We start from the raw sequence: 15,386 nt of genomic DNA on the forward strand, positions 1-15,386 counted from the left end.
CTCGGCCCGTTTTGTTTTTTGGGCCCGGCTGCACCTTCTGCCAAACCGCGCTGCAAACGTGTTATCATCACAAGCTTACTTCTGAACGTCGGGCGGGTCTTAGAAGTGCCGCTGGGGTTCTGGTACGGGTGTAGCCGGAAAAAGGCTGTTTCAAGGCTGTTCTGCGGGTTTTCCCGGGCAGCAGCTTTTTCCCGGGCGCCGGTATCGCCAGTCGCCACCTCGATCGGACGCAGAAGCTATCTTGAGAAGACAGACCCATGTCCAAGATGAAAACCAAGAAGAGCGCGTCCAAGCGGTTTCGCGTTCGTCCGGGCGGTACCGTCAAGCGCGGTCAGGCCTACAAGCGTCACATCCTGACCAAGAAAACCACCAAGAACAAACGCCACCTGCGTGGCGCGGTGGACGTCCACGAGGCAGATACCCGGAGCATCCGGGCCATGATGCCCTACGCCTGAACCTGACCGAACCGGAGTTTTCATACCATGCCACGCGTCAAGAGAGGGGTTACCGCACGGGCCCGTCACAAGAAAGTCCTCGACCAGGCCAAAGGCTATCGCGGCCGCCGCAAGAACGTATACCGCATCGCCAAAGAGGCGGTCATGCGTGCCGGGCAGTATGCCTACCGCGACCGTCGCAACCGCAAGCGCGTCTTCCGCGCCCTGTGGATCACCCGCATCAACGCCGCTGTGCGTGAACACGGGCTGACCTACAGCGTCTTCATGAACGGCCTGCTGAAAGCCAACATCGGTCTGGACCGCAAGGTGCTGGCCGAGCTGGCCGTCAACGACAAGCCGGCGTTCAGCGCCATCGTCGAACAGGTGAAATCGACGCTGGGCGCCGCTGCGGCCTGATCGGCTGAAGGCGTACCGGAGGGCTGGCCTCCACCGGGGTTCGCTGTCCTGGCCGTTGCACGACGGGGTATCGGCCGGCGCAGATGAATCACACGGATGGAGGTGGCCACTGCCGGCGCCCGAAGGACGAATGGGGATCGATAGCCGCACCGCTCTGGTGTCCGGGTATCGGTCCCCATTTTGTTTGTCGCACCACGCCATTTTGTTCGTCGTGCCGCACCGTTTTATTTGACGCCCCATGCCGTTTCGTTCATCGTGCCGCAGCGTTCTGTTTGTGGCGCCACACCGTTCCGGTTATCGTGCAGCCCCGTTTTGTTGGCGCTATGCCGTTCCGTTCGTCGTGGCGCCCCCTTGTGTTGTGGCGCCATGGCGTTTCGTTCGCCGCACATCCGGAGGTGGCAGTGCGATCCGAACATGGCAATGCGATTCGGGCATGGCAGTGCGGTACCTGCCGGGGCCGGTGGTGCTGACGATACATCGTTGCACGGCATCGCCCGGGCGGGCGCCGGTGTGCCGCAGGCATTTTGCAGAGGTTCCCAAGGACACGGAAACACATGAAGCATGATCTGAACACGCTGATCGAAGAGGCGCGCAGCCGCTTCGCGGCGGTCAGGGACGAAGCAGCCCTGGCCGATGCCAAGGCCGCCTTTCTGGGCAAGACCGGCGCGCTGACCTCGCTGCTCAGGGAGCTGGGCAAACTGGTGGGGGCCGAAAAGGCCGAACGGGGCAAGGCGCTCAACCAGGTCAAGCAGCGCATCGAGGCGCTGCTGGCCGAGCGCGCCGAGGCCATTCGCCAGGAGCGGCTGGAGGCCCGTCTGGCCAGTGAGCGTCTGGACGTTTCGCTGCCGGGGCGCGGTGCCGGCCGGGGCGGGCTGCATCCGATCACGCTGGTCATCGAGCGCATCGAGCAGATCTTCCGTTCCATCGGTTTCGATGTGGCCGACGGCCCCGAAATCGAGGAAGATCATTTCAACTTCACCGCGCTGAACATTCCTCCCAACCATCCGGCCCGCTCGATGGCCGACACGTTCTACATCGAACGTCCTGGCAGCGTACCGGCGGATGCCGCCGCGGAACCCCTGGTGCTGCGCACCCACACCAGCCCGATGCAGGTGCGCTATGCCCAGATGAACAAGCCGCCGCTGAAGGTGATTGCCCCGGGCAAGACCTACCGGGTCGATTCCGACGCCACCCATTCGCCGATGTTTCACCAGGTCGAAGGGCTGTGGATCGACGAGAACATCAGCTTTGCCGACCTGAAGAGCGTCTACACCGATTTCCTGCACCAGTTCTTCGAACGTGACGACATCGAGGTGCGCTTTCGGGCCTCGTATTTCCCGTTCACCGAACCCTCGGCCGAGGTCGACATGCGCTTTGCCGACGGGCCGCTGGGTGGGCGCTGGCTGGAAGTCTCGGGGGCCGGGCAGGTGCATCCGCAGGTGGTGCGCAATCTGGGGCTGGACCCGGAGCGCTACATCGGCTTTGCCTTTGGTTCGGGCATCGAGCGGCTGGCCATGCTGCGCTACGGCGTGGATGACCTGCGCCTGAACTACGACAACGACCTGCGCTTCCTGCGGCAGTTTGCCTGATGCGCCGGACGGCGGTACACGTGCAGCGGTACCGCTGTCCCGCTCTTTTCTTCATTGTGCATTCGAACACGAAGCGTCCCGCAGCGCCCTGATCCCGGCGGCGCCACACCATGCCGGTGGCGGTCTCCACTTTTGCCCGCCGGAATTGGGCCTGCCGGAATCCGCCCCCTGTCCCGACTGACAGTCCGGGACTCCGGAATGACGGGCTGGGGCGCTTCGTTCAAAACCTGGTTGATCCGATCATGAGAATTCCCGAGAAATGGTTGCGCCATTACTGCAATCCGCCGCTCGATGCGGCGGGGCTGGACCATGTCCTGACGATGGGCGGGCTGGAAGTCGAGGCCCGTGAGCCGGTGGCTGCGCCGTTTTCCGGTGTGGTGGTGGCGCGCATCCTCACGGCCGAGAAGCATCCGGACGCCGACCGCCTGCAGGTCTGCCACGTGGAAGTGGGGCAGGGTGAACCGGTGCAGATCGTCTGCGGTGCGCCCAACGCCCGAGCCGGTCTGGTCACGGCCTGCGCGCTGCCGGGGGCCGTGCTGCCCGGAGACTTCCGCATCAAGAAAACGAAGATGCGGGGGGTGGAAAGCGGCGGCATGCTCTGCTCGGGCCGCGAACTCGGCATGGGCGATGATCATGCCGGCATTCTGGAGCTGCCCGCTGATCTGACGCCGGGTGAGGATCTGCGCCAGGCGCTGGATCTGGACGAGGAAGTCCTCGAACTCAAGCTCACGCCCAACCTGGCCCACTGCATGTCGGTGCTCGGGGTGGCGCGCGATCTGGCCGCCCTGGCCAATGCACCGGTGCAGCTGCCCACCTTTGCGGCAGCTCCCGTGTCCATCGACGACAGGCTGCCGGTCGATATTCAGGAACCCTCGCTGTGCGGCCGCTTTGCCGGCAGGATCATTCGCGGTGTGAATGCGGCAGCGCCCACGCCCGACTGGATGAAGCAGCGGCTGGAACGTGCCGGCCAGCGCCCGCTGTCGGCGCTGGTCGACATTTCCAACTACGTGCTGCTGGAACTGGGCCGGCCCACCCACATCTTCGACCTGAATGCGCTGAAGGGCGGCATCCAGGTGCGCTGGGGCCGGCAGGGCGAACGGCTCGAACTGCTCAATGGCCAGACGGTCGAGGTCGGGCCGGATGCGCGAGCGCTGCCGGTGGGCGTGGTCTGTGACGACACCGGTCCGGTGAGTCTGGCCGGCATCATGGGCGGTCAGGGCACGGCGGTCGATCCGGAACGCACGACGGATGTGTATCTGGAGGCGGCCTTCTGGTGGCCGGCAGCCATCATGGGCCGGCCGCGCCGCTTCAATTTCACCACCGACGCGGCCCAGCGCTTCGAGCGTGGGGTCGATGCGGAGACGGTGGTCGATCACCTCGAATACCTGAGCCAGCTGGTGCTGCAGATCTGCGGTGGCCAGGCCGGTCCGGTTACCGATCAGATCACCGGGCTGCCCGAGCGCAGGCCCGTGCAGATGCGCCTGTCGCGCCTGCGCCGGATCAGCGGCCTGTCGCTGGAGGCCGCCGACTGCGTCGATGCCTTCACACGGCTGGGCTTCGTGTTCGAGCAGAAGGCGGTCCCGGCGGCAGACGGTCAGGATGCCGATGCCGTATTTCTCGTCACGCCGCCGTCGCGCCGTTTCGACATTGCCATCGAGGAAGATCTGATCGAGGAAGTCATCCGCCTCTACGGTTACGACCGCGTGCCGACCCGGCCGCCCCTGGCCCGCATCCAGATGCGTCCTGCACCGGAAAGCCAGCTCAGTGCCCTGCGCCTGAAGCGCCGCTGGGCCGACCGCGGCTATCAGGAGGTGATCAACTACAGCTTCGTGGCCGAGGAGGACGACCGGCGCTTTCGCACCGAAGGCGAGGCCATTCACGTACAGAATCCCATCGCCTCCCACATGAATGTGATGCGGACCTCGCTCTGGAGCGGGCTGCTGACCAACCTGCGGCTGAACCTGAACCGCAAGGCGGAGCGGGTACGCCTGTTCGAGACGGGCCGTGTGTTTCTGCCCGCACCGGGACAGCCGGCCGGTCCGCTGGCGCTGGCCGGCATTGCCCAGCCCATCCACCTGGGGCTGCTGGCCTTTGGTCCGGTGCTCGAACCGCAATGGGGCGCCTCGCCCCGTGCGGTGGACTTCTTCGACCTGAAAGGCGACATTCAGGCCGTTCATCCGGAGGCGAAGCTGCAGTTCGTGGCCGACACCCATCCCGGTCTGCACCCGGGCCAGTCGGCCCGTATCCAGCTGCCCGATGGCACTTTCGTGGGCTGGATCGGGGCACTGCATCCACAGCTGGTCGACGCGCTGGACCTGCCGGGGCCGGTCTTCCTGGCCGAACTGGATGGGGCCCCCCTGATGACCCGCACGCTGGCATCGGCACGGCTGGACAGCCGCTTCCCGCCGGCCATCCGCGACCTGGCCGTGGTGCTGGACGAAGCCGTGCCGGCCGCGGACGTGGAAGACGAGATCTGGGCTGCGGTGGGACAGGATCCATCGGCTGCTTGCGTCCGACACGTCATCCTGTTTGATCAATATCGCGGTAAGGGATTGGAAAATAAGGAGAAAAGCCTTGCGTTCCGCCTCTGGATGCAACATACTGACCGTACGATGAACGATGAGGAAGTCGAGGCCGTGGTGGCCATGGTCCTCGGGCGGCTGACGGCACGCTTTGGTGCCCGGCTGCGGGCCTGAGCAACTTCTATAATGACGCACATGGAACCGGAAACCACCGAACTGGAGCCCGGGCAGAGCCTGGCCGATGCGCTGGCCAGGCCCGCCTTCACGCTGACCAAGGCCGCCCTGGCCGACATGCTGTTCGAGCGGGTGGGGCTGAACAAGCGTGAGGCCAAGGACATGGTCGAGACCTTCTTCGAGGAGATCAGCGCTGCGCTGATCCGCGGAGAGAGCGTCAAGCTGTCGGGCTTTGGCAATTTCCAGCTGCGCGACAAGCAGCAGCGTCCCGGGCGCAACCCCAAGACCGGCGAGGAAATTCCCATTTCGGCCCGGCGGGTGGTCACCTTCCATGCCTCGCAGAAGCTCAAGGCCCAGATCGAAGCACCCCGCCGTCCGGGTAGCCCGCTATCCCTTGGCGCCATTTCCGGCCAGACTGAATCATGAGTGCATCCGCCGCCAGGGCAACCGAAGCCCGCAACACACCGCTGCCTCCCATTCCCGCCAAGCGTTACTTCACCATTGGCGAGGTGAGCGAGCTGTGTGGTGTCAAGCCGCATGTGCTGCGCTACTGGGAGCAGGAGTTCACCCAGCTGCGCCCCATGAAGCGTCGCGGCAACCGTCGCTACTACCAGCACCACGAGGTGCTGCTCATCCGCCGTATCCGCGAACTGCTGTACGAACACGGCTTCACCATCAGCGGTGCCCGCAACCGCCTGGCCGAAACGGCCCAGCCCGGCCGCAAGAAGGAAGCCGAGCTGACCCAGCCCGTGGACATCACGCTGAACCTGCGCCAGTCCGATGTGGAAGCCATCCGCCAGGATCTGATGGTGGCGCTCGACCTGCTGCGCGACCTGCCGGGCTGATCCTGCGCCCCTGTCGTCCTGTCCTGCTCGACATGCTGAGTTCCGCCGCCTTCACCACGGGCTTCGGCGTGAGCCTGAGCCTGATTCTGGCCATCGGCGCCCAGAATGCCTTCGTGCTGCGGCAGGGCATCCGCAACGAACACGTGCTGCCCGTCGTACTGGCCTGTGCACTGTCCGACGCCATCCTGATTTCCTTTGGGGTGGGCGGCTTTCGGGAAATTCTCGCCGGGGCACCCTGGATCGATCCGCTCCTGCGTTACGGTGGCGCGGCCTTCCTGGCCTGGTATGGCGCCTGCAACCTGCGTTCGGCCTTCCGCGCTACCAGCGGTCTGGCTGTGGATGGCGGGCAGGCGGCCAGTGTCTGGCGAACGCTGGGCATGTGCCTGGCCATCACCTGGCTCAACCCGCACGTCTATCTGGACACGGTGGTGCTGATCGGCACCATTTCCACCCAGTTTCCGGGTCAGGAAGGGGCGTTTGCCGCTGGTGCCACCTCGGCCTCGTTCGTGTTCTTCTTCGTGCTGGGCTTCGGGGCGCGCTATCTGCGCCCCTTCTTTGCCCTGCCACGCAACTGGCGGGTGCTGGAAGGGGCCACCGGGTTGCTGATGTGGGCCATTGCCGCCAGCCTCGTGACCGGGGGCTGAGACGCCGTCATATCCCGGACTGGACTGGCCCCAAATCCGTATGCTGCCGGCTCAGGGCTTGCGGTGGAATTCTGCGCCGAAGCTCACTGGCACCTGGTCGGCAATGGTCAGCAGGCCCATCACATCGATCAGTTTGTTCACGCCTTCGCCCAGACCCAGTTCCTGCGTGTTCAGGATGACCGGATTGACCGTCTGCACGTCGATGATGTCGGCCGTGCGCCGGTAGACGCTCAGGGTGGCGTCGATGTCGGCCTTGCTGCCGTGCAGATCCAGTTTCAGCGGCTGTTCCAGCGTCAGACGCTGGCCCACGGCCAGTTTGTCGATGGTCGCCATGTCGACCTTGCCGGTGATGGTGGCGGCACCGAACTTGCCGGTCTCGAACACCCAGTCACGCAGGCGTTCATCGCGCAGGTCGACGCTGGTTTTGACGCTCTTCAGGTCCACATTCAGCGTGAAGCTGCCGTCGGCCTCCAGCCGGGCGGTCGAGGCGGTGAAATTCGATTCCTCGGTGACGCTGCGTTTTTTCTGGTTGACCTTGATGCTCAGAAAATCGATATCGGCATTGTCGGCCTGCCAGCTGGCGGCGCCGGCCTGCGAGGCAAAGGCAATCAGGGCAGCGGCCAGAACGGTCAGCGATTTTTTCATCTGTATATCTCCTTGGGGGCGCACGGCATGATCTGCCTTCAGGTGCCATGAAAATGAAAGAGCAGGGTAGAGAGGGAACAGGCGCGTGCCGAGGCATGGAAGGAACCGGGAAGCTGCAGGGAGGAACCCCGAAGCTGCCAGGGTTCTGTGACACCTTGACGCCATGCCCGGACGAGGCATGCACCGGATACCCGGCACCCGGGTGCATGCCGACAGAGCACGCCATGATAGTCGTTCGGACCCGGCGGATGCTTACAGCAGGTGAGAGATGAGAGGTATCAGGGCACATCCAGTCCAGAGGCCCTGCAACCGAACGGCCCTGCAACCGAACCGGGATTTCCGGGCTTGCAGAATGAGGCACCCGCGAGTCTCTGCAAAAGTCCTGCGGCATCCCGATGGACCGAATTCCACCCAGCCTGCCGACGCTGCAGTCGCGCGGCATTGCCATGCAGACGATCCCGATGGACCGAATTCCGCCAGCCTGACGACGCCTCGCGGTACAGGAGCAGGCCAGCACAGCGGCATGCCATGACCGCGTGAACGCTCCACTTCTGATGCCGATCAAAATGGGGGGCGCAGCAGGACAAAAACGAGAAGGACAAAACGGAAAAGCCGGCTGGCCATCCGAAGATGAACCAGCCGGCTCTTGAGGATTTTTGGTCGGGACGGAGTGATTCGAACACTCGACCCCTTGCACCCCATGCAAGTACGCTACCAGACTGCGCTACGCCCCGACAGATCTGCAGTATAACCGAAAATTTCCGGGCTTGCCAAGTCACATGGGGCCAGATTGCAGCGGATTCGAACATCCTGCGCCCCTGCATGGGGCAACGGTACAACTGCCAGGCAGCCACACGCCAGCGAAGGGTATCCCGGACAGCACGCGGGTGTGCCTCTCTGCACTGGAGCGTGTCATGGACCCATCTGTCCCCGTGCCCCCCGAATCCCTGTTCTGGCAAGCCCACATACCCCCAGACAGTACGAAGAAACCCCGCATTCAGTGCAACACCGACGCCCCGCCCACCGTGTTGCTCACCGACGGCGCCGCCGTGGCCGTGCCGCCCACCAGTGGTGCGGCCACCGGGGTACCCGAGAGGTTGCGGGCCGTGGGCTGGCGCAGGTGGGCCGTGGTGGGGGCCTGGCGTTCGAACATCTCCGGCAGCGGCATGGCCTTGCCGAAGAAGTCGCCCTGCAGGTACGACACGCCCAGATCCGTCAGGCGTTCGTAGATGGCGGCGTTGTGCACGTGTTCGGCGACGGTGCGCAGCTTCAGGCGTTTGGCCACCCGCACGGTGGAAAGAATGATCTCCTCGTCGATCGGGTTGGACATCAGGTTGCGCACGAACGAGCCGTCGATCTTCAGATAATCCAGCGGGAAGCGCTTGAGGTACTCGAAGGTGGCCAGACCGGTGCCGAAGTCGTCCAGTGCAATGCCGAAGCCCTGGTCCTTCAGGTCGTCCACCAGTCGCGAGGCGGCAGCCGGGTTGCGGATCGCCTCGCTCTCGGTGATCTCGAACACCACCTTGGCGGCCGGAATGGCGCAGTTGGCGCGCTGTTCACGGATGAAGCCGGCAATGGTGTCGTCGCTCATCGTGGCCCCGGCCAGGTTGATCGAGCATTTCCAGGTCAGCGCCAGTGCCTCGGGGTTGGCGGCCAGCCATTCGAAGGTCAGGCGGATGACGGCCCGATCCAGTGGTACCGACATCTGCGCCTGCGAGGCCAGTGTGAGGAACTCGGGCGGGCGTATCAGCTGGCCGGCCTTGTCGCGCAGCCGGGTCAGCACCTCGTAGGAGCGCATCTGCGAGGGCGCCTCGGGGTCGATCAGCGGCTGGGCATACAGCTCGATGCGGTCGTTGCGGATGGCGTCGCGGATGTGTTCGATCTTCTTCTGGTGGGCGCGGCGTGCGTCGATCATCGTCTGCGACAGGGGCTCGACGAAGAGCTGTGGGTCGCGCACACTGGCCGCAATGGCCTGCGCATCCGACAGCGCCGACAGGCAGTCCTCGCTGCTGATCTGTGAGTTCGGATCCAGCAGCAGCCCACCGATGTGACATTGCAGGCGGATACTGCCATGCTCGGTCTGGAACACCTGCCCGGAGAGCTGGGTGTAGATCTCGCGGGCCACGGCACGCACCTGCGCCACCGTCTCGGCATGAATCAGCAGGGTGTAGCGGCCGGCCGACAGGCGCGCCGCCAGATGGGTACCGTTCTGCTGGATCAGCAGCTGGGCCGTGGCCTGTTCCAGCTGCATCGCCTCCACGGTGCCACACAGGTCGTGAATGGCGTCGTAGTTGCTGATGTAGAGGCCGATCAGGCCACAGCGTGGACGCTGCGGCGCAGCCAGCCAGTCGGTCAGTTCGGCAATCAGGCCGCGGTCGTTGAGCAGACCGGTGCTCATGTCCTGTCGTGCCTGACGTGACATGCGGGCCAGCGCCAGACTGCGGTCGGAAGCCAGTGCCTGCAGCAGCTGGGCGGCCAGGACGGCGCAGCACAGCAGCAGCGACACGCCCACCGTATCGGCAAAGCCCTGGCCATGGCTGTCGCTGACCGCATAGGCGCGGCTGGCCAGCAGGGGCAGGCCAGCCAGCAGCAGCGTGTAGGCATCCACCCGGCCTGCAGCCTGCGAGGCCGCTGCCCAGATCAGCGGCACGAACACGGCAAACAGCACGAGGCCGGCATACTGGCTTTCGCCCAGCCGGTGCAGCACGAAGGCCACGGCACCGATGCCCAGCACCACCAGCACGGTGGGCAGGCTGAAATGGGGAGCGGGTTGCCGCAGGGCCGGCAATTCGGCCTCGTCGGCCGTCAGGTGGGCCGGGCGCAGCAGCGCCAGCAGGGCCGGACAGATCAGCAGCATGCCCTGCGCGTCGGCCAGCCAGCTGGCCAGCAGCAGCTGGGGCAGCCCGTGGACATTGACGGGTGGAACCTGGAAGAACCAGACGAGCCCCGCATAGAGCAGGGCGTTGAGGGGGGCCGACAGCAGCAGCGAGACGGCCAGAAAACGGCTGACCGAATCCAGCCGGTACTCGGGCGGTTTCCATTCGGCCATGCGCCGCAGCAGGCGGATGGCCTGCCAGGGACCGGGCAGCGACGCCACGGCGATGATCAGGGCATAGCGGGGGTCCTGCGTGGCCAGCAGGGCCCAGGCACCGGCACCGCAGGCAGCCACCGGCAGCCAGCGGATGCCGTAGTACCAGCCAAAGGCAAAGCCCACGGCGGCCGTGGGCCAGACCAGCAGGTGCCAGGCCGAGCCGGCCGAAACCAGCTGGGCCAGCGCGCACAGCGCGGCAGCAAGCCCCGCGGCAACCAGGCAGCGTGCCGCCAGGGGAAGATGCTCGAAATCGGTCAGGCGCTTCAAACCGGCTCCTCGGAAAAACACGGGAAGCGGGAGCCGGCCTGCGGACCCGTGGACGGACGATGCGGGCTTCCGGGTGAAGCCGTCACATCGTCCGTCCGGACAGCTCCGGACAGGGACAGAACCTGGAGTACCTCTGCAGAAGTCCTGCGGAGGTTCCCTTATGCCGCCATCAGCTCGCGCAGCACGAAGGGCAGGATGCCACCATGCAGGTAGTAGTCCACCTCGATCGCGGTGTCGATCCGCGACAGGAGGCTGACCTCGAACGACGAGCCATCGGCACGACGGACCGTCATGTTGATTTCCTGCTGTGGTACCAGTTCATCCGGTACCACGATGTCGATGACTTCGTCACCCCTGATGCCGAGCGATTCCCATGAGTCGTTGTTGCGGAACTGCAGCGGCAGCACGCCCATGCCGACCAGGTTCGAGCGGTGGATCCGCTCGAAGCTGCGGGCCACCACTGCCTTCACGCCCAGCAGCTGGGTGCCCTTGGCGGCCCAGTCACGGGAGCTGCCGGTGCCATACTCTTCACCCGCAAGAATAACCGTTGGTACGCCGTCTGCCATGTATTTCATGGCCGCGTCGTAGATTGCGAGACACTCACCGTCGGGTTGATGCAACGTCATGCCGCCTTCCTCGCGCGAACCGTCCGGTTTGGCCGGCAGCATCAGGTTCTTGATCCGTACGTTGGCGAAGGTGCCGCGCATCATCACGTCGTGGTTGCCGCGGCGCGAACCATAGCTGTTGAAATCGGCCTTCGTCACATCGTTGGCCAGCAGATATTTTCCGGCCGGCGAGGTTTCCTTGATCGAACCGGCCGGCGAGATGTGGTCGGTGGTGATCGAGTCGCCGAACAGCGCCATGATGCGGGCGTTGCGGATTTTCGGCACCGGTGCCGGTTCCATGCCGAACCCGGCAAAGAAGGGGGGCTGGGCGATGTAGGTGGATTTCGGCCAGTCGTACACTTGCCCCTCGGCCGACGGCACGGCATTCCACAGCGGATGGTCCTTCGTGAGGTTGCTGTAGAGACGGCGGAAGGTATCGGCATCCATGGCAAAGCGCATCAGGTCGTGCACTTCCTGCGTGGTCGGCCAGATGTCCCTGAGCCAGACATCCTCGCCATCGCGGTTCTTCGCCACCGGCTCCTTCGTCAGATCCTTCAGCACCGTCCCGGCAATGGCGTAGGCCACCACCAGCGGCGGCGAGGCCAGGAAGTTGGCGCGGATGTTCGGGTGGATCCGGGCCTCGAAGTTCCGGTTGCCCGACAGCACGGCCGCACAGACCAGATCGTTCTCGACGATGGCCTCGTTGAACTCGGGACGCAGGTCGCCCGCGTTGCCGATACAGGTCGTACAGCCGTAGGCGGCCACGGCAAAGCCCAGCGATTCCAGATACGGCAGCAGGCCGGTCCGGGCCAGGTACTCGCTCACCACCCGCGATCCCGGGGCCAGCGAGGTCTTGATGTGCGAGGCCACCGTCAGACCCTTCTCGACGGCCTTCTTCGCCACCAGGCCGGCCGCCAGCAGCACGCCCGGGTTGGAGGTGTTGGTGCACGAGGTGATGGCGGCGATCAGCACGTCGCCACTGTGGATCTTCACATCACCGGCCTGCACTTCGGTCTTCAGGTCTTCGGGCTTCTTGTTGAAGCCGTTTTCCTTCACCGGCGCCGAGAAGAGCGTCTCGAAGGTACGCTTCATGTCGGTCAGCTCGATGCGGTCCTGCGGACGCTTCGGACCGGCCAGCGACGGCACGATGGTATCCAGGTCCAGTTCGACGACCTGCGAGTAGTCCAGCTGGCCGGCGGCCGGAATGCCGAACAGTTCCTGTGCCCGGAAGTATTTCTCGAAGGCGTCGATCTCCTCGTCGGTACGACCCGAGCCCCTGAAGTATTCGATGGTCTTCTCGTCGACCGGGAAAAAGCCCATGGTCGCACCGTATTCGGGGGCCATGTTGGCAATGGTGGCACGGTCGGGCAGGGCCAGCGACTGTGTGCCCTCGCCGAAGAACTCCACGAACTTGCCCACCACCTTGGTGGCACGCAGCAGCTCGGTCACGCGCAGCACCAGGTCGGTGGCGGTCACGCCCTCGCGCAGCTTGCCCTTGAGGTGCACGCCCACCACGTCCGGGGTCAGGAAGTACACCGGCTGGCCCAGCATGCCGGCCTCGGCCTCGATGCCGCCCACCCCCCAGCCGACCACGCCGATGCCGTTGATCATCGTGGTGTGGCTGTCGGTCCCGACCAGCGTGTCGGGGTAGTAGATGGTGCGGTCACCATCGGTCTTCTGGTGCACGCCGCGGGCCAGATACTCGAGGTTGACCTGGTGCACGATGCCGATGCCCGGGGGCACGACCTTGAAGGTGTCGAAGGCCTGCATGCCCCATTTCATGAACTGGTAGCGCTCACGGTTGCGCGAGAACTCCAGCTTCATGTTCAGATCCAGCGCCGTCACGTCGCCATAGTGGTCGATCATCACCGAGTGGTCGACCACCAGGTCCACCGGCACCAGCGGCTCGATGCGCTTGGGATTCTTGCCCAGATCGGCCGCAACGTTGCGCATGGCTGCCAGGTCGGCCAGCAGCGGCACGCCGGTGAAGTCCTGCAGCACCACGCGGGCCACGATGAACGGAATCTCGTCCACCCGTTTGGCGTTCGGTGCCCAGTTGGCCAGCTGCTCGATGTGCGTTTCCGTGACCTTCTTGCCGTCACAGTTGCGCAGCACCGACTCCAGCACGATGCGAATGGAAACCGGCAGGCGGTTGATGTTGGGGAAGCGCCGAGCCAGAGCTGGCAGCGAATAGAAGGATGCGGTCTTGCCCGACGCAAGCGGGTAGGACTGCAGGGTATCGAAGGTATTGTGTGCCATCTCGTAATCCTCGAATACAACGTTCAGACAGGGGACAGGGCAAGACCATGACATCCTGCCAGGCGACCGGGCAGGGACACGGACCAGGGAATGGGAGAGGCAGTCAACATCGTGCGTGGGTCATGATTCACTCCTGGGATTCACTCGTGGGTGTGGGGTGATTCGGGTCGCAGGCCACCATCGAGCATGTTCAGCACGCCCATGCCGGGGATGGTCAGGTCTGCGGGTTTCTGGTTGGACGGGCAGGCACGCAGCCAGCGTGCCTCGGTGTATTCGCGGTCTTCGCGCCGGTTGTTGGGCAGGGGCGGTGAATAGAACACCACCGTGTCGATGCGGTAGTGCGACTGCAGGTCGCCACTGACGGTGGACTGGCTGACGATGGTGCTGCGGCCGGTGTCCCTGCAGACCGAATCGGCCACCCAGCCGAGCCCTTCGCGGCGGAAGGCACCCAGCGTGCAGGCGCCGCGCTTGCCCACCTGGCGGTCGAGATGATGTTCGGGCGTGTCGGTCTGGTCACCCACGCACAGCTTGACCGGTTCGAGCCCCAGCTGTTCGCTGGCACTGTTGCGGATCTCCCAGAGCCCGGGCCTGCGGCGTGGATGGTCGAGCCGGCCGGCGGGGCTGGGGGCAGCGTCGGGAGGCGTGACGACCTCGCTTCTGAGCGGTGCGTCACCGTCTCCATCACCATCGGCTGCGGCGGCAGGCAGGGCAACGAAGAGGCCCGCCAGCATCGCCGGCACGAGCAGGACCGTTCTGCACCACGACGGCACAGACAGGGAAAAGGACGGAAGGGAAAGCAGGGCAGGGTTCTTCACGGAAATATCTACACCATGGCCGGACGACAGACGCGCCCATGGTAATGGGCTGTCAAGTGCCTGTCTTCGATACAGATCATCCGCCGGTGTTGCGTGCAGACCACGGGCAACAGGAGCCGAAGAGCCGGCCTGCGCGGCAGACAGAGGCGGGGCATGGAACTGCACATGGGGTGTCTCCCTGTTTTTTCACTGGCCGGCCGGGTGGCCCGAAGGTGCCCGGCCTGGCCGTCCGGATACCACTGCCGCAGGCATCAGCCTCGCGACAGGGCCTGCTGCTGAGCCGGATGCACGCAGGCGTCGACCAGACGCTGGCCGGTCTTCTGGTTCATCAGCATCGATTTGTTGCGGATCTGGATGAAGAGCGTTTCGGCCCGCACGTCTTCCAGACGCAGCGCGCCGGTGGAAGAAATCACGGGCTTCATCAGCCACTGCTTGCCCTTGAAGCGCAGATCGACATAGCCCGGGTGGGCAGCGCTCTCGCTGATGTGGACCTGCTGGCGAAACTCGCAGGTGCTCACGCCCTGATTCACGCGGGCCATGGCCTCCATCTGGAGGGCGTCGGCGGCCGGCACGGCCATGGGCGCAGCCACGGCAGCCGTCGCAGCGGCCTTGCCGGCAGGCCGGTGGGCCTTGCCATGGGTGTGGCGGGCGTTGGCGGCCGGTTTGCCGGAATCGGCGGCAGCTTCGGCAGCGGGCGCCACCAGCAGCGAGGCAAGCGCGAGCGACACGGCGAGCGTGCAGCCACGCAGCAGCGGCCGGGAAGCCGAAGAGGGGGTACGAACGCCGGAACGGAACGACAGGGTGAGCATGACAGGATTTCCTGGAAGATCGGGCTGCGTGGCAGCCGGGGAAGGGGGAATGCCGCTGTGGCGGGACTGGGCGCCGCCGTCACGGCCGGTTGTTCATCTGCAGCAGGCAGGTCAGCCTGGGGAACTCCGGCAAACCTGCCGAGGTGCCCTGGCTCCCTTCGAAGACATCAGCAGGCAGGACACGAACATCGCCACTGATATCCCCACGGGGTGATAGCCGACCACCGGGAACCCGTCAAGGGCACGAAACATCCTGTTGATGTTGGCCAC

At 65.0% G+C, this 15,386-nt stretch carries 12 protein-coding genes and 1 tRNA gene; 7 read left to right on the forward strand and 6 right to left on the reverse strand.

Annotated features, from left to right (window positions below; translation table 11 throughout):
* The first annotated feature begins 257 nt into the window (after positions 1 to 257).
* The 7 genes from rpmI (at position 258) to EHV23_RS05385 (ending at position 6,625) form a co-directional block, all read left to right on the forward strand.
* Complete coding sequence (gene rpmI / locus EHV23_RS05355) at positions 258 to 455, forward strand: 50S ribosomal protein L35 (protein WP_125095022.1); 198 nt, start codon at positions 258 to 260, stop codon at positions 453 to 455.
* A gap of 27 nt (positions 456 to 482) precedes the next feature.
* Complete coding sequence (gene rplT, locus EHV23_RS05360) at positions 483 to 851, forward strand: 50S ribosomal protein L20 (RefSeq protein WP_125095023.1); 369 nt, start codon at positions 483 to 485, stop codon at positions 849 to 851.
* 554 nt (positions 852 to 1,405) lie between these two features.
* Positions 1,406 to 2,440 (forward strand): phenylalanine--tRNA ligase subunit alpha, encoded by a 1,035-nt coding sequence (gene pheS, locus EHV23_RS05365; RefSeq protein ID WP_125095024.1) that lies wholly within the window; start codon positions 1,406 to 1,408, stop codon positions 2,438 to 2,440.
* A gap of 242 nt (positions 2,441 to 2,682) precedes the next feature.
* Positions 2,683 to 5,136 carry a phenylalanine--tRNA ligase subunit beta gene (gene pheT / locus EHV23_RS05370; RefSeq protein ID WP_125095025.1) on the forward strand — a complete coding sequence of 818 codons (2,454 nt, stop codon included), beginning with the start codon at positions 2,683 to 2,685 and terminating at the stop codon, positions 5,134 to 5,136.
* Positions 5,137 to 5,157: 21 nt separating this feature from the next.
* Positions 5,158 to 5,562 carry an integration host factor subunit alpha gene (locus EHV23_RS05375; protein WP_125095545.1) on the forward strand — a complete coding sequence of 135 codons (405 nt, stop codon included), beginning with the start codon at positions 5,158 to 5,160 and terminating at the stop codon, positions 5,560 to 5,562.
* Positions 5,559 to 5,981 carry a MerR family transcriptional regulator gene (locus EHV23_RS05380; RefSeq protein ID WP_125095026.1) on the forward strand — a complete coding sequence of 141 codons (423 nt, stop codon included), beginning with the start codon at positions 5,559 to 5,561 and terminating at the stop codon, positions 5,979 to 5,981. The genes EHV23_RS05375 and EHV23_RS05380 overlap by 4 nt, the downstream gene beginning before the upstream one ends.
* A 32-nt stretch (positions 5,982 to 6,013) precedes the next feature.
* Positions 6,014 to 6,625: a LysE/ArgO family amino acid transporter gene (locus EHV23_RS05385; protein WP_203228882.1), complete on the forward strand. Its 612-nt coding sequence runs from the start codon at positions 6,014 to 6,016 to the stop codon at positions 6,623 to 6,625.
* A gap of 51 nt (positions 6,626 to 6,676) precedes the next feature.
* On the opposite strand, the gene EHV23_RS05390 is transcribed toward EHV23_RS05385, so the two are convergent.
* The 6 genes from EHV23_RS05390 to EHV23_RS05415 all read right to left on the reverse strand — a co-directional run bounded on the left by EHV23_RS05390 (position 6,677) and on the right by EHV23_RS05415 (position 15,116).
* Positions 6,677 to 7,270: a YceI family protein gene (locus EHV23_RS05390; RefSeq protein ID WP_125095027.1), complete on the reverse strand. Its 594-nt coding sequence runs from the start codon at positions 7,268 to 7,270 to the stop codon at positions 6,677 to 6,679.
* Between the two features lie 657 nt (positions 7,271 to 7,927).
* Positions 7,928 to 8,004: transfer RNA gene (locus tag EHV23_RS05395), tRNA-Pro, on the reverse strand.
* Positions 8,005 to 8,267: 263 nt separating this feature from the next.
* A complete protein-coding gene (locus tag EHV23_RS05400) occupies positions 8,268 to 10,628 on the reverse strand; it encodes a sensor domain-containing phosphodiesterase (protein WP_125095028.1) in 2,361 nt (786 codons plus the stop codon).
* 158 nt (positions 10,629 to 10,786) lie between these two features.
* Positions 10,787 to 13,492, reverse strand: a complete 2,706-nt coding sequence (gene acnA / locus EHV23_RS05405; protein ID WP_125095029.1) for an aconitate hydratase AcnA — start codon at positions 13,490 to 13,492, stop codon at positions 10,787 to 10,789.
* Between the two features lie 140 nt (positions 13,493 to 13,632).
* Entirely contained in the window at positions 13,633 to 14,223 is a 591-nt protein-coding gene (locus EHV23_RS05410; protein ID WP_338034505.1) for a DUF3617 domain-containing protein, read from the reverse strand.
* A 335-nt stretch (positions 14,224 to 14,558) separates the two neighbouring features.
* Complete coding sequence (locus EHV23_RS05415) at positions 14,559 to 15,116, reverse strand: hypothetical protein (protein WP_125095031.1); 558 nt, start codon at positions 15,114 to 15,116, stop codon at positions 14,559 to 14,561.
* Positions 15,117 to 15,386: the final 270 nt, after the last annotated feature.

The sequence above is a fragment of the Lautropia dentalis genome, assembly GCF_003892345.1.
Taxonomy (GTDB): domain Bacteria; phylum Pseudomonadota; class Gammaproteobacteria; order Burkholderiales; family Burkholderiaceae_E; genus Lautropia; species Lautropia dentalis.

Coding starts and splice junctions, on each gene's coding strand:
- rpmI (WP_125095022.1), top strand. CDS start 258: ATGTCCAAGATGAAAACCAAGAAGAGCGCGTCCAAGCGGTTTCGCGTT.
- rplT (WP_125095023.1), top strand. CDS start 483: ATGCCACGCGTCAAGAGAGGGGTTACCGCACGGGCCCGTCACAAGAAA.
- pheS (WP_125095024.1), top strand. CDS start 1,406: ATGAAGCATGATCTGAACACGCTGATCGAAGAGGCGCGCAGCCGCTTC.
- pheT (WP_125095025.1), top strand. CDS start 2,683: ATGAGAATTCCCGAGAAATGGTTGCGCCATTACTGCAATCCGCCGCTC.
- EHV23_RS05375 (WP_125095545.1), top strand. CDS start 5,158: ATGGAACCGGAAACCACCGAACTGGAGCCCGGGCAGAGCCTGGCCGAT.
- EHV23_RS05380 (WP_125095026.1), top strand. CDS start 5,559: ATGAGTGCATCCGCCGCCAGGGCAACCGAAGCCCGCAACACACCGCTG.
- EHV23_RS05385 (WP_203228882.1), top strand. CDS start 6,014: ATGCTGAGTTCCGCCGCCTTCACCACGGGCTTCGGCGTGAGCCTGAGC.
- EHV23_RS05390 (WP_125095027.1), bottom strand. CDS start 7,270: ATGAAAAAATCGCTGACCGTTCTGGCCGCTGCCCTGATTGCCTTTGCC.
- acnA (WP_125095029.1), bottom strand. CDS start 13,492: ATGGCACACAATACCTTCGATACCCTGCAGTCCTACCCGCTTGCGTCG.
- EHV23_RS05410 (WP_338034505.1), bottom strand. CDS start 14,223: ATGCTGGCGGGCCTCTTCGTTGCCCTGCCTGCCGCCGCAGCCGATGGT.
- EHV23_RS05415 (WP_125095031.1), bottom strand. CDS start 15,116: ATGCTCACCCTGTCGTTCCGTTCCGGCGTTCGTACCCCCTCTTCGGCT.